The sequence below is a fragment of the Pseudomonas sp. SC11 genome, assembly GCF_047039205.1.
Classification (GTDB): domain Bacteria; phylum Pseudomonadota; class Gammaproteobacteria; order Pseudomonadales; family Pseudomonadaceae; genus Aquipseudomonas; species Aquipseudomonas boreofloridensis.
In genome coordinates, this window is sequence record NZ_CP178183.1 from 5,370,204 (window position 1) to 5,383,972 (window position 13,769).

At 64.2% G+C, this 13,769-nt stretch carries 13 protein-coding genes; 10 read left to right on the forward strand and 3 right to left on the reverse strand.

Translation table 11 applies throughout. The features are described from left to right. Positions 1-28 precede the first annotated feature (28 nt). Entirely contained in the window at positions 29-1,576 is a 1,548-nt protein-coding gene (locus ACK2SD_RS23825; RefSeq protein WP_412460996.1) for an APC family permease, read from the reverse strand. 126 nt (positions 1,577-1,702) lie between these two features. Further along, entirely contained in the window at positions 1,703-2,464 is a 762-nt protein-coding gene (locus tag ACK2SD_RS23830; protein ID WP_412460997.1) for a gamma-glutamyl-gamma-aminobutyrate hydrolase family protein, read from the reverse strand. A 270-nt stretch (positions 2,465-2,734) separates the two neighbouring features. Here ACK2SD_RS23830 and ACK2SD_RS23835 point away from each other — a divergent pair, with 270 nt between their 5' ends. From ACK2SD_RS23835 to ACK2SD_RS23855, 5 genes are all read left to right on the forward strand, one after another. Continuing rightward, on the forward strand, positions 2,735-3,607 hold the full coding sequence (locus ACK2SD_RS23835; protein ID WP_029612284.1) for a LysR family transcriptional regulator: 873 nt from the start codon (positions 2,735-2,737) through the stop codon (positions 3,605-3,607). A gap of 205 nt (positions 3,608-3,812) precedes the next feature. After that, positions 3,813-4,076 carry a DNA-directed RNA polymerase subunit omega gene (rpoZ, locus tag ACK2SD_RS23840; protein ID WP_003253383.1) on the forward strand — a complete coding sequence of 88 codons (264 nt, stop codon included), beginning with the start codon at positions 3,813-3,815 and terminating at the stop codon, positions 4,074-4,076. Between the two features lie 59 nt (positions 4,077-4,135). After that, positions 4,136-6,244, forward strand: coding sequence for a bifunctional GTP diphosphokinase/guanosine-3',5'-bis pyrophosphate 3'-pyrophosphohydrolase (gene spoT, locus ACK2SD_RS23845; protein WP_029612282.1), 2,109 nt, complete (start codon positions 4,136-4,138; stop codon positions 6,242-6,244). A gap of 23 nt (positions 6,245-6,267) precedes the next feature. Then, a complete protein-coding gene (locus ACK2SD_RS23850) occupies positions 6,268-6,648 on the forward strand; it encodes a RidA family protein (protein ID WP_029612280.1) in 381 nt (126 codons plus the stop codon). 54 nt (positions 6,649-6,702) lie between these two features. Beyond that, a complete protein-coding gene (locus ACK2SD_RS23855) occupies positions 6,703-7,434 on the forward strand; it encodes a hypothetical protein (protein ID WP_412460998.1) in 732 nt (243 codons plus the stop codon). Between the two features lie 11 nt (positions 7,435-7,445). Here ACK2SD_RS23855 and ACK2SD_RS23860 read toward each other — a convergent pair whose 3' ends face one another. After that, on the reverse strand, positions 7,446-8,303 hold the full coding sequence (locus tag ACK2SD_RS23860; protein ID WP_412460999.1) for an SDR family oxidoreductase: 858 nt from the start codon (positions 8,301-8,303) through the stop codon (positions 7,446-7,448). A gap of 190 nt (positions 8,304-8,493) precedes the next feature. Between ACK2SD_RS23860 and exbB the strand changes: the two genes are divergently transcribed. The 5 genes from exbB to recG all read left to right on the forward strand — a co-directional run bounded on the left by exbB (position 8,494) and on the right by recG (position 13,734). Further along, a complete protein-coding gene (exbB, locus tag ACK2SD_RS23865) occupies positions 8,494-9,468 on the forward strand; it encodes a tonB-system energizer ExbB (protein WP_412461000.1) in 975 nt (324 codons plus the stop codon). A 3-nt stretch (positions 9,469-9,471) separates the two neighbouring features. Beyond that, the gene (gene exbD / locus ACK2SD_RS23870; RefSeq protein ID WP_039582442.1) at positions 9,472-9,900 is read left to right on the forward strand and encodes a TonB system transport protein ExbD; all 429 of its coding nucleotides are present in this window, start codon (positions 9,472-9,474) and stop codon (positions 9,898-9,900) included. Then, entirely contained in the window at positions 9,897-10,631 is a 735-nt protein-coding gene (locus ACK2SD_RS23875; protein ID WP_029612277.1) for an energy transducer TonB, read from the forward strand. Before exbD ends, ACK2SD_RS23875 begins: the two co-directional genes overlap by 4 nt. Before the next feature lie 93 nt (positions 10,632-10,724). Further along, positions 10,725-11,651 (forward strand): hydrogen peroxide-inducible genes activator, encoded by a 927-nt coding sequence (locus ACK2SD_RS23880; RefSeq protein WP_029612275.1) that lies wholly within the window; start codon positions 10,725-10,727, stop codon positions 11,649-11,651. 4 nt (positions 11,652-11,655) lie between these two features. After that, a complete protein-coding gene (gene recG, locus ACK2SD_RS23885) occupies positions 11,656-13,734 on the forward strand; it encodes an ATP-dependent DNA helicase RecG (RefSeq protein ID WP_412461001.1) in 2,079 nt (692 codons plus the stop codon). Positions 13,735-13,769: the final 35 nt, after the last annotated feature.

Sequence of the window (13,769 nt, forward strand, 5' to 3'; positions counted from 1 at the left end):
ACATCGGGGGCGCTTGGCGCCCCCTGGGTCAGTCCTGCAATTGCAGCTTGGCCTGCTGCTGCAAGGTCGCGCCGAGGAAGAACGCCGGCGCTCGCAGCCGCGACAGTATCATCAGCACAATGCCCAGTACCGAGATGATCGCCGCGATCACGAACACCAGCCCCAGCCCGCCCACGTGCGAGCCGCTGCCGAAGTCCGGCGACGCGCTGTCGAGCGCGGTGCGCACGAAGATCACCGACAAGATCACACCGCCCACCAGCGGACACACGCCGCGCATGAAGAAGTGGCGCAGGCTGTCGAACAGGCTGCTGCGGAAATACCAGACGCAAGCGAAGGCCGTCAGCGAGTAGTAGAAACAGATCATCATGCCCAGTGCGGTGATGGTGTCGGCCAGCACGTTCTCGCTCAGGGTGCGCATGGTCACGTAGAACACCGCCGCCGCCAGCCCAGCGCAGACGGTCGCGTAACGCGGCGTCTGCGAGCGCGGACAGACACTGGCGAAGCGCTGCGGCACCGCGCCGTAATAGCCCATGGCAAGCAGCGTGCGCGCCGGCGAGACGAAGGTCGACTGCAACGAGGCCGCCGTACTGGCCAGCACGGCGATCGACATCAGGATCGCCAGCGGCCCCATCACCGGGCCGGCCAAGTGGGCGAAAACGTTCTCCTGGATACGCGGATTACCCAGCCCCAGGCCACTGTCGCTGATGCCGGCGAACTGCAACGTGGCGATGGCAGTGAACAGGTACAGCCCCAGTATCAGCAGCACGGTCCAAGTGGCAGCCTTGCCAGGCACCTCATCGCTGCCGACCGATTCTTCGCTGACGGTCAGGCACACGTCCCACCCCCAGAAGATGAAGATCGACAACGACAGCCCGGCCGCGAAGGCCGAGAACGACTCGACACCAAACGGGTTGAACCAGGCGAAGTCGAATTCCAAGGGCGGCGGTGCGGTGGTTTCGCCGAACGCGGCAAAACCGAAGCCCACCAGCACCAGCAGTTGCAAGGCGACCAGACCGTATTGCACGGTCATGGTTGTGCCCATGCCTCGGCAACAGATCCACACCGCCAAGGCGATGAAGGCGCAACAGGTGCTGACGTTGATCAGCAAGTTGTCTGCCAGCGCGGCAAGCTCAGGGTGGCCGCTGATCTGGCCAATGAACAGGTAGAAGAAATCGACCGCGACGCCCGCCAGGTTCGACAACACGATGGTGGTCGCCACCACCAACCCCCACCCGCCGATCCAGCCGATCATCGGACCGAACGCGCGGGCTGACCAAGTGAAGGAAGTGCCGCTGTCGGGCTCGGCGGCGTTGAGCTCGCGGTAGCCCAGCGCGACCAGCAGCATCGGCAGGAAACCGACGATGAACACCGCGGGGAGATGGGCGCCGACTTCGCGCACGGTCGGGCCGAGCGCGCCGGTCAGGGTGTAGACCGGCGCGATGGTGGAAATGCCCAGCACGACGCTGGCCAGCAGGCCCAGGCGGCCCTTGGCCAGGCCCTTGCCTGGGGCTTGGGCGGTACTGCCTGCATCGGCGGCCGCATCGGGAGGGCGGCCGGTTTCTGTGTATTCGCTCATGAGTATTTGCCGTTGCTATTGGTATTGTTTTTTCACAGACCTTGCGCGCAAGGCCCGCTTCCACTCATTGAAAGCTTGCTGCCGGGGTGAGTCGTCCGCGACCTTAGGGCCGCGTCAGAATGCCTTCTAACGCGCGCCCTCCCCTGCAGCATGGGCGATACAGGCCTCGCGAAACGCCTGAAACAGACGTAGGGAGACCGGGTTTTCGGCGAGCTGCCATTCCGGGTGCCACTGCACGCCGAGGACGAACCCCGGTGCGCCCGGCATCGATACCGCTTCGATCAAGCCATCCGGCGCCCGCGCTTCGACTCGCAGGCCGCACGCCAAACGGTCGATGCCTTGGCTGTGCAGTGAGTTGACCTCGAACTGCGCCGCCAGGCCCAGGCGCTCGAACAGGCCGCCCGGCGTAATGTCGACCCGATGCCGGGGGCCATACTGCACGTGCAGCGGCGCCTCCTCGGGCTCGCGGTGGTCAAGATGGCCGGGCAACGCATGCACACGCGGGTGCAAGGTTCCGCCCAAGGCCACGTTGAGCTCCTGGAAGCCCCGGCAAATGCACAGCACCGGCACGCCTGCGGCAATCGCCGACTGCAGCAACGGCAGCGTCAAACGATCGCGCGCAGCGTCATGCCGAGTGCCGACCGCGCTGGGGGCGCCATTGTAATGATGCGGCTCGACATTTGAAGGCGAGCCGGTGAAAAGAATGCCGTTCAGGTGCGCCAGCAGCGCGTGCGGCTCGTCGGGGGTATCGCGGGCCGGCAGGATCAGCGGCAGCCCCGCAAAGGCTGCGGCCTCGACGTACTTGGCGCCCACCGTATGCGAAGAGTTCCGGCCGACCTGCTGGCGGCAGGCGCTGACGCCGATCAGGGGCGGCTTGCGAGTGCTCATGGACGTGCCTTGTCGGCAGGCATCATGTCGCGGAAACGGGTGCACGAGAAGACCGACGTCATGGCTGTACATCCTGTGATCAAAAGCGACGATTCAGGGATAAGGAGGACGCCTGGAAGGCGACGAGGGTTGCGCTGGTTGTTGTTCTAACGACCCCATTCGAGGGGCATTGCGTTGCGCGGCGCCACATTGATTCACGCCAGTCGTTGCACTATAAAGTGGGCTCCAATGCAACAGACATTGGCAGACCAGCAAGCAGAGCGTGCAACCATGCAATATCAAATCTCCCATGCCGACCTGGCCCTGGTGCTGGCGCTGGAGCGCGGTCGCTCGCTGGCAAAAGCAGCGGAGCTGCTCAAGGTCGATGTTTCCACGGTGTTTCGCTCCATTCGTCGACTGGAATCGGCGCTGGGGACTGCGTTGTTCGTCAAGAGCCGCAAGGGTTATCTGCCGACCGACACTGCCCAGGCCCTGGCCGAGCAGGCCGAGCGTGCCGAACAAGCGCTCGATGCGGCGCGAATCGCGCTGACCAGCGGCGAACAGGTGGTCAGCGGCACCGTGCGCCTGACCTGTACCGAAGCGGTGCTGCACAGTCTGCTGCTGCCGGCGCTGGTCGAGTTCATGCCCAACTACCCGGCACTCTCGCTGGAGATGGGCACCTCCAATTCCTTCGCCAATCTGAGCCGTCGCGACGCCGACATCGCCCTGCGCTTGACCAACACGCCACCGGAACATCTGGTCGGGCGTTGCCTGGGGTCGACCTCCTACGTGATCTGCGGCCACGCGGCGTTTCGCGAGCGCCTGACCGAGTCGCCGAACAACGTGCCCTGGATCGCCCCGGACGACAGCATGCACGAACACCCCACGGTGATCTGGCGCACGCAGCACCACCCCGACCTCGTTCCGCGCTACCAATGCAGTGGCATGTCGACCATCGCCCAACTGGTCAGTAGCGGCATGGGCGTCGCCGCGCTGGCGGACTACATGGTCGACACCCTGCCCGGCGTCGAGGCCCTGAGCGGCCCGCTACCAGGCTGCGACACCCAGTTATGGCTGCTCACCCGCCCCGACTGCCGGGCCCTGCGCTCGGTGCAGACCCTGTTCGAGGAACTGACGCCGCGGCTGCGTGACGCGATGCGTTGAGGCTGTTGTGTTCGCGGGGCGGGAGGCGTTATCGTCAGCGTCGTGCAAAAGGTCGTCTGCGGCGCCTGTTTCGTGGGCACTGCCCGGCGAAACCCGGGCGTGGAGCGAAACAGTCCTTCCCTATTGGCTGGTGATTTTTTAAACTATCGAGTCCGCCTGCCCATTCTGGGCTGTACGCCTAACGCATCTGCTACTGAGGAACACCATGGCCCGCGTAACTGTTGAAGACTGCCTGGAACACGTGGATAACCGCTTCGAGCTGGTCATGCTCTCGACCAAGCGCGCCCGCCAACTGGCCACCGGCGGCAAGGAACCACGCGTGGCGTGGGAAAACGACAAGCCGACCGTCGTCGCCCTGCGCGAAATCGCCGAAGGCATCGTGACCAATGAATTCATCGCCGCTGAAGAGATCGTCACCGAGGATCCGGTGTTCGCCGCGTTCGAGGACGAGAACAACGAGGCCGTCTGATTCATGCCCTGTCGACGTCGCGCGGCACCCGATCCTCTTCCTGTGCAAGAGGTGAAATCATGGCGGGTATAGAAGCCCTTGCCGAGCGGCTGTCGACCTACTTAGGTCCCGAACAGGTCAACCTGGTTCGCCGGGCCTATTTCTATGCCGAGCAGGCACACGATGGGCAGCGCCGCCGCAGTGGCGAGCCCTACGTGACCCACCCGCTGGCAGTGGCCAGCATTCTCGCCGACATGCACATGGACCATCAGAGCCTGATGGCAGCCATGTTGCACGACGTCATCGAAGACACCGGCATCGCCAAGGAAGCCCTCAGCCAGCAGTTCGGCGAAACCGTCGCCGAGTTGGTCGACGGGGTCAGCAAGCTGACCCAGATGAATTTCGAGACCAAAGCCGAAGCGCAGGCCGAAAACTTCCAGAAGATGGCCATGGCCATGGCCCGCGATATCCGCGTGATCCTGGTCAAGCTCGCCGACCGCCTGCACAACATGCGCACGCTTGAAGTGCTGTCCGGGGAAAAACGCCGGCGCATCGCCAAGGAAACCCTCGAGATCTACGCCCCCATCGCCAACCGCCTGGGCATGCACACCGTGCGCGTGGAATTCGAAGACCTGGGGTTCAAGGCCATGCACCCCATGCGTTCAGCGCTGATCCATCGAGCGGTCAAGAGTGCGCGCGGTAACCGCAAGGAAATCGTCGCCAAGATCGAAACCTCCCTGGCCAATTGCCTGGCAGCGGACGGCATCGCCGGCGAGGTCAGTGGGCGACAGAAGCACCTCTACGGTATCTACAAGAAGATGCGCGGCAAACGCCGCGCCTTCACCGAAATCATGGACGTGTACGCCTTCCGCATCGTGGTCGACAAGGTCGATACCTGCTATCGCGTACTGGGCGCTGTACACAATTTGTACAAACCCCTGCCGGGTCGCTTCAAGGACTACATTGCCATTCCCAAGGCCAACGGCTATCAGTCGTTGCATACCACGCTGTTCGGCATGCATGGTGTACCCATCGAGATCCAGATCCGCACCCGCGAAATGGAAGAGATGGCCAACAACGGCATCGCCGCACACTGGCTGTACAAGTCCAACGAGGATGAGCAGCCCAAGGGCAACCACGCCCGTGCCCGCCAGTGGGTCAAAGGCATTCTTGAGTTGCAGCAGCGGGCCGGCAACTCGCTGGAATTCATCGAGAGCGTGAAGATCGACCTGTTCCCCGACGAGGTCTACGTCTTCACCCCCAAAGGCCGGATCATGGAGCTGCCCAAAGGCTCCACGGCCGTCGACTTCGCCTACGCCGTGCACACCGACGTGGGCAACAGTTGTATCGCCTGCCGCATCAACCGTCGCCTGGCGCCGCTTTCCGAACCGCTGCAAAGTGGCTCGACGGTGGAGATCGTCAGCGCGCCCGGCGCGCGCCCGAACCCGGCCTGGCTCAACTTCGTGGTCACCGGCAAGGCCCGTACCCACATCCGTCATGCCCTCAAACAGCAACGCCGCTCCGAGTCGATCAATCTCGGCGAACGCCTGTTGAACAAAGTGCTCACCGGCTTCGACAGCAGCCTGGACAAGATCCCGAGCGAGCGCGTGCAGGCCATCCTCAGCGAATACCGCCTGGAATTGATCGAGGATTTGCTTGAGGACATCGGTCTGGGCAACCGCATGGCCTATGTGGTGGCCCGACGCCTGCTGTCCGCTGAGGGCGAGCAGTTGCCATCGCCCGAAGGGCCACTGGCAATCCGCGGCACCGAAGGCTTGGTGCTCAGCTACGCCAAGTGCTGCACACCGATTCCAGGTGACCCCATCGTGGGCCACCTGTCGGCAGGCAAAGGTATGGTCGTTCACTTGGAAGACTGCCGAAATATCAGCGAAATCCGACACAACCCGGAAAAGTGCTTGCAGCTCTCCTGGGCCAAGGACGTCACCGGCGAGTTCAATGTCGAACTGCGCGTCGAGCTGGAGCACCAGCGCGGCCTGATCGCGCTGCTGGCGAGCAGCGTCAATGCCGCCGACGGCAACATCGAGAAGATCAGCATGGATGAGCGCGACGGTCGCGTCAGCGTGGTCCAGCTGGTGGTCAGCGTGCGCGACCGCGTGCACCTGGCGCGCGTGATCAAGAAGCTGCGCACCCTTACCGGCGTGGTACGCATTACCCGCACGCGTGCGTAGTCCGTCAACCGCAAGGAGTCAACATGACCAAGACCGTCATCAACAGCGACAAGGCCCCGGCCGCCATCGGCACCTACTCCCAGGCGATCAAGGCTGGCAATACCGTATACATGTCGGGGCAGATTCCGTTGGACCCCAAGACCATGGAACTGGTCGAAGGCTTCGAGGCCCAGACCGTGCAGGTCTTCGAGAACCTCAAGGCGGTCGCTGAAGCGGCTGGTGGGTCGTTCAAAGACATCGTCAAGCTGAACATCTTCCTCACCGACCTCAGCCACTTCGCCAAGGTCAACGAGGTCATGGGCCGTTACTTCGAGCAGCCCTACCCCGCGCGCGCCGCGATCGGCGTAGCCGCGCTGCCAAAAGGCTCGCAAGTCGAGATGGACGCCATCCTCGTCATCGAGTGATGCCCAAGCGGCAGGCACTCACCTGCCGCTCCTCCTGCCTGAAGGTTACCCCTCATGCGTCAAGCCCTGCCCCTCGCGCTGGCAGCCCTGATTCTGGGCGGCTGCGCCAGCCACAAACCCGAAGACTACAACGGTACTTGGATCAATCAGAAAGCGATCGATGCAGCGGCCAAGGGCGAGAGCCTACGCAATGCGCTGGCTAGCAATGGTCCGGTCTTCGAATGGAAGATCAATGTCGCCGGTCAACAGGCCAGCTACATGAATGGCGTGGAGACCGTCGATGGCCGCTTGCTCGCCAACGACAAGCAATGGCAAGCCACGTTCGAAGGCGGCCAAAGCGAACAGTTGAGCTTGAGCGGCAATGAGCTGCAAACGACCGACGCCAGCGGCACCCGTCAGACGTTCATACGCAGTACCTCGCCCGAAGCGGCCGATGCAACTGTAGGCAGCAGCTTCGAAAAGACGCTGTACCAGACCTACCTGGGCGGTGAGTGGACGATCACCGAAGGACCGGGCCAAGGCGCCAAGGTCCGCTTCGGCGATGACGGCAGCGTCACTGGCTTGCCGGCGCTTGACCGCTATGCGCTGTGCCTGGCCGGCGACTGCGCCACCATCGGCAATGGCAACGACAGCCTATGGCTCGAGCGCGATCAACAAGGCGGGCCTTGGATTTTCCGGCGCAGCCCCGACCGACTCGAGATCTTCCGCGCGGTCAATCGTGCCCAGCCCGATGACATGCCACAGCTGGCACCTGGCCCGCGCCAGTGGGTACTTCAGCGCAACTAAGCGGCACCGCCTTAACCCTGACCCAGCAGAATCGCGGCGTAACCCTCCTTGTAGCTCGGATACTGCGGCGCCCAGCCCAGTGCCCGAGCACGCGCGTTGCTGCAACGCTTGCTCCCGGTACGACGCACGCGCTGCTCGTCCGACCATTCCGTGATGCCCAGGTACTGGCGCAACCAGGTGACCACGTCGGCCAGTGGCGCCGGATCGTCATCGACGCCGATATAACAGTCTTGCAGCACCTGCCCACCAGCATCGGCCTGCAGAAGAAACGCCAGCAGACCTGCGGCATCATCGGCATGGATTCGGTTGCCGTACAACGGCGGCTCTTCGGCAACCCGGTAGCCCTGACGCACTTGACTCAAGAGCCATTCACGGCCTGGGCCGTAGATACCGGTGAGGCGCACCACACTGGCGGGCATGCCACTGTTCAGTGCCAGCTTTTCAGCCTCAAGCATGACTCGACCGGAATAGGCCTCTGGCTCGGTAGCCGCACGCTCATCGACCCAGGCGCCATCCTTCTGGGCATAGACGCTGCTGCTGGAGACGAAGAGGATTCGGCGAGGCCGCTGTGCCCGCTGCGCCATCCACGACAGCACGTTACGCAACCCCTCGACATAGGCTGCACGATAACCGGGCTCGTCGTGCTGACTGGCTGCCACGCAGTAGACCAGGTAATCGAAAGAGCCCTCGGGCCAAGCCGCTGGCATCTCCACCTGAGTAAGGTCCGCCGCCACCGGCAGCACGCCATTGGGCAGTTGATTGACGGACCTTCGCAGGCCATGCACGTGCCAGCCACGCGCGAGCAGCTGTCGAGCCAACCGCCCGCCTACATCACCGCAGCCTACGATCATTGCGGATAAATCGGACATCACACACTCCAATTCCAAAGCTTCAGGCTAGCCCCTTCTGACGATCAGCGGCTATGAAACGTATAAAAAAAGTTACTGTATTGCTTTTGTTAACAAGAATTAGTTGCAATAATGGCGCCCTGAAAAATTCTCGGCCTGCCTCGAGGCCGTGAAGAACGTCACCCTCTTTTCTTCATCAGGTCCGGCCAGCATGACTCGTACTCAACCCTCCGCTTCGCCAACCACATCGCGCGCCTGGGGCGCCATCGCCGCGCTGATGTTCAGCCTGGTACTGGCACCGGCCGCCATGGCTGATGAGCCCGCCGCCAATGGCGCAGCCGCGCCAGCCGCCGCAGCCCCGGCGACCCCGGCAGCCCCCACTGCTGCCCAGCCGTCGACGACAGACAGCGCCGCCGCACCCGTCGACGCCCCGGCACCTGCCGACGACAGCACTCAGGCGCTGGTCGAGGACACCTCGCTGGGCATGGCTCACGACCTGTCGCCCTGGGGCATGTACAAGAACGCCGACGTGGTGGTCAAAGCCGTGATGATCGGCTTGGCCATCGCCTCCATCATCACCTGGACCATCTGGATCGCCAAAGGCTTCGAGCTGCTGGGCGCCAAGCGCCGTCTGCGTGGCGAAATCGCCGTGCTGAAGAAGTCCGCCAGCCTCAAGGAGGCCAGCACGGTCGCCAACAAGGAAGGCACCCTGGCCCATACCCTGGTGCATGACGCCCTCGAGGAAATGCGCCTGTCGGCCAACAGCCGCGAGAAAGAAGGCATCAAAGAACGCGTCAGCTTCCGTCTGGAACGCCTGGTGGCCGCCAGCGGCCGCGCCATGAGCAGCGGCACCGGCGTACTGGCGACCATCGGCTCCACCGCACCGTTCGTCGGTCTGTTCGGTACCGTATGGGGCATCATGAACAGCTTCATCGGCATCGCCAAGACCCAGACCACCAACCTGGCCGTGGTCGCACCGGGTATCGCCGAGGCCCTGCTGGCAACGGCACTGGGTCTGGTCGCCGCCATCCCGGCGGTGGTCATCTACAACGTCTTCGCCCGCTCCATCGCCGGCTACAAGGCGCAGGTGTCCGACGCTTCGGCGCAGGTCCTGCTGCTGGTCAGCCGCGACCTCGACCACCAGGCTGGCGATCGCGCCGCCCCGCACATGGTGAAAGTGGGGTAAGCCATGGGCCTGCATCTCAACGAAGGTGGCGACGACCTCGCCGAAAACCACGAAATCAACGTCACCCCGTTCATCGACGTGATGCTGGTACTGCTGATCATCTTCATGGTTGCCGCGCCTTTGGCGACGGTCGACATCAAGGTCGATCTGCCCGCCTCCACCGCCAAACCGGCGCCGAGGCCGGAGAAGCCGGTGTTCGTCAGCGTCAAGGCCGACAAGAAGCTGTATGTCGGCGATGACCCGGTGGCCACACCCGATCAGCTTGGCGCGATGCTCGACGGCAAGACCAAGGGTGACAAGGAAACCACCATCTTCTTCCAGGCTGACAAGGGGGTCGACTACGGCGACCTGATGGAAGTGATGAACACCATGCGTGCGGCCGGCTATCTCAAGGTCGGTCTGGTCGGACTCGAGACGGCAGCGAAGAAATGACAAAGACGCGCTCCAACCTGGCGCGCTACGGTGTAGGCCTGGCGGTCGTGCTGGGTGTGCACGCGATCGCCGTGCTGCTCATGCTCAATTGGACGGTGCCCCAGGCCATCGAACTGCCTCCGGCAGCGATGATGGTCGAATTGGCGCCTCTGCCGGAGCCGGCACCGCCGCCGCCACCGAAAGTCGCCCCGCCGCCGCCGGCGCCGGTCGAAGAGCCGCCGCTGCCGAAGGTCGCCGAGGCGCCGAAGCCGAAGATCGCCATCAACAAGCCGCCCAAGCCGAAGGTCAAGCCGCAGCCGCCCAAGCCTGAGAAGAAGCCCGAGCCGCCGAAGGACGAGCCTCCCGCCAAGGAGCAGGTCGCCGATACGCCGCCCAGCAATGCGCCACCGCAGAAGTCGGCCGCACCGCAGCCAAGTATCGCGTCCAACAGCAATGCCCTGCCGAACTGGCAGAGTGACCTGCTGCGCCATCTGGCCAAATACAAGAAGTACCCGGAGGACGCGCGCCGTCGCGGCCTGCAAGGCATCAACCGGCTGCGTTTCGTGGTCGATGCCGACGGCAAGATTCTGTCCTACTCGATGGCAGCAGGTTCAGGCAGCGCTTCGCTGGACCGGGCGACCATGGACATGATCCGCCGCGCGGGCACGGTGCCGAAGCCGCCGCCGGAGCTGCTGAACAACGGTCAGATCGAAGTGGTCGCACCCTTTGTCTTCTCGCTGGACAAGCGCTGACACATTGAATCTGTCACACAGCCGCAAGTCTGATAACGTGCGTCTATCGATTGCACCCGCTATGCTGGGGCCGCAACTTCATGGACGCACGTTATGACCCTCACAGAACTCCGCTACATCGTCACACTCGCCCAGGAGCAACACTTCGGCCACGCGGCTGAGCGTTGCCACGTCAGCCAGCCTACCCTGTCGGTCGGTGTGAAGAAGCTCGAGGACGAGCTGGGGGTGCTGATCTTCGAGCGCAGCAAGAGTGCGGTGCGCCTCACGCCTGTCGGCGAAAGCATCGTCGCCCAGGCGCAGAAGGTGCTGGAACAGGCCCAGGGCATCCGCGAACTGGCCCAGGCCGGCAAGAACCAGCTCACCGCCCCGCTGAAGGTCGGCGCCATCTATACCGTCGGCCCCTACCTGTTCCCCCACCTCATTCCACAGCTGCACCGGGTCGCGCCGCAGATGCCGCTGTACATCGAGGAAAACTTCACCCACGTGCTGCGCGAGAAGCTGCGCAACGGCGAGCTGGATGCAGTGATCATCGCCTTGCCGTTCAACGAGGCCGACGTGCTCACCCTGCCGCTGTACGACGAGCCGTTCTGCGCGCTGATGCCGGCCGATCACCCATGGACCGCGAAGAAGACCATCGACACCGCTCTGCTCAACGACAAGAGCCTGCTACTGCTCGGTGAAGGTCACTGCTTCCGCGACCAGGTGCTCGAAGCCTGCCCGACCCTGAACAAGGGTGCGGATGCCTCCAAACACACCACGGTGGAATCCAGCTCGCTGGAAACCATCCGTCACATGGTCGCCTCCGGCCTGGGCGTCTCCATCCTGCCGCTGTCGGCCGTGCACAGTCACCACTATGCACCCGGCGTGATCGAAGTACGCCCGCTCACCGCCCCGGCGCCGTTCCGCACCGTGGCCATCGCCTGGCGTGCCAGCTTCCCAAGGCCCAAGGCCATCGAGATCCTCGCCGACTCGATCCGCCTGTGCTCGGTGGCCAAGACGCCCACGCAACAGCCGGCCTGATCCCATGACCGAGCTGTCGAAGGTTCCGGTCACCGAGCTCAAGGGCGTCGGCGAGGCCATGGCGGAAAAGCTCGCCAAGGTCGGGCTGGAGAACCTGCAGGATCTGCTGTTCCATCTGCCCCTGCGTTATCAGGACCGCACCCGCGTGGTGCCCATCGGCGCGCTGCGTCCTGGCCAGGACGCGGTGATCGAAGGTGTGGTCAGCGGCGCCGATGTGACCATGGGCAAGCGCCGCAGTCTGGTCGTGCGCCTGGGCGACGGCACCGGCGTGCTGAGCCTGCGCTTCTATCATTTCAGCAATGCGCAGAAGGAGGGCCTCAAACGCGGCACCCACCTGCGCTGCTACGGTGAGGTCCGCCCCGGCGCCTCGGGCCTGGAGATCTACCATCCCGAATATCGGGCGCTCAACGGCGACGAGCCGCCGCCTCCAGTCGAGCAAACCCTCACGCCGATCTACCCGACCACCGAAGGCCTGACGCAGCAGCGTCTGCGTCAGCTCTGCCAACTCAGCCTGAGCAAGCTCGGGCCACGCAGCCTGCCCGACTGGCTGCCTGACGAGCTGGCCCGCGACTATCACCTGGCGCCGTTGGACGATGCGATCCGCTACCTGCACAATCCGCCTGCCGACGCCGACCTCGACGAGCTCGCCGAAGGCCAGCACTGGGCTCAGCACCGGCTTGCCTTCGAGGAGTTGCTGACCCATCAGCTTTCCCAGCAGCGCCTGCGCGAAAGCCTGCGAGCTTTGCGGGCACCGGCGCTGCCCAAGGCCAGCCGCCTGCCCGAGCGCTACCTGGCCAATCTCGGCTTCGCCCCCACCGGTGCACAACAGCGTGTCGGCAACGAGATCGCCTACGACCTCAGCCAGCCTGAGCCGATGATGCGCCTGGTCCAGGGCGATGTCGGCGCCGGCAAGACGGTCGTCGCTGCGCTCGCCGCCCTGCAGGCGCTGGAGGCGGGTTACCAGGTTGCGCTCATGGCGCCTACGGAGATTCTCGCCGAGCAGCATTACCTCACTTTCAAGCGTTGGCTCGAACCGCTGGGCATCGAGGTCGCTTGGCTGGCCGGCAAGCTCAAGGGCAAGGCCCGCGCCAGCGCGCTCGAACAGATCGCCGGCGGCGCACCGATGGTGGTCGGCACCCACGCGCTGTTCCAAGAGGAAGTGGTATTTCGCAACCTGGCCCTGGCGATCATCGATGAACAGCACCGCTTCGGCGTGCAGCAGCGCCTGGCCCTGCGCAAGAAAGGCGTGAATGGTCTGCTCTGTCCGCACCAGTTGATCATGACCGCCACCCCCATCCCGCGCACCCTGGCCATGAGCGCCTACGCCGACCTGGACACCTCCATTCTCGATGAGCTCCCTCCCGGGCGAACGCCGGTCAATACGGTGCTGGTAGCCGACAGCCGTCGATTCGAGGTGGTCGAGCGCGTGCGCGCTGCCTGCGCCGAGGGTCGCCAGGCGTACTGGGTGTGCACGCTGATCGAAGAATCCGAAGAGCTGACCTGCCAGGCGGCCGAAAGCACCTTCGAGGAACTGGGCAGCGCATTGGGCGAGCTGCGCGTGGGCTTGATCCACGGACGCATGAAGCCTGCCGAAAAGGCTGCGGTCATGGCCGAGTTCAAGGCGGGCGGGCTGCAATTGCTGGTCGCCACCACGGTGATCGAAGTGGGCGTCGACGTGCCCAACGCCAGCTTGATGATCATCGAGAACCCCGAGCGCCTGGGACTGGCTCAGCTTCACCAGCTACGCGGCCGGGTTGGCCGGGGCAGCGCAGCCAGCCACTGCGTACTGCTCTATCATCCGCCGCTGTCGCAGATCGGTCGCGAACGCCTGGGCATCATGCGCGAAACCAACGACGGCTTCGTCATCGCGGAAAAGGATCTGGAACTGCGGGGGCCTGGAGAAATGCTCGGCACCCGGCAGACTGGTCTGTTGCAGTTCAAGGTGGCCGACCTGATGCGCGATGCCGATCTCCTGCCCGCGGTGCGCGATGCGGCGCAGGCCCTGCTGTCACGCTGGCCGGAGCATGTCAGCCCACTGCTCGACCGCTGGTTGCGTCACGGCCAACAGTACGGCCAAGTGTGACCTTGGTCCCATTCGCGCCCCAGCTTGGGGCGCAG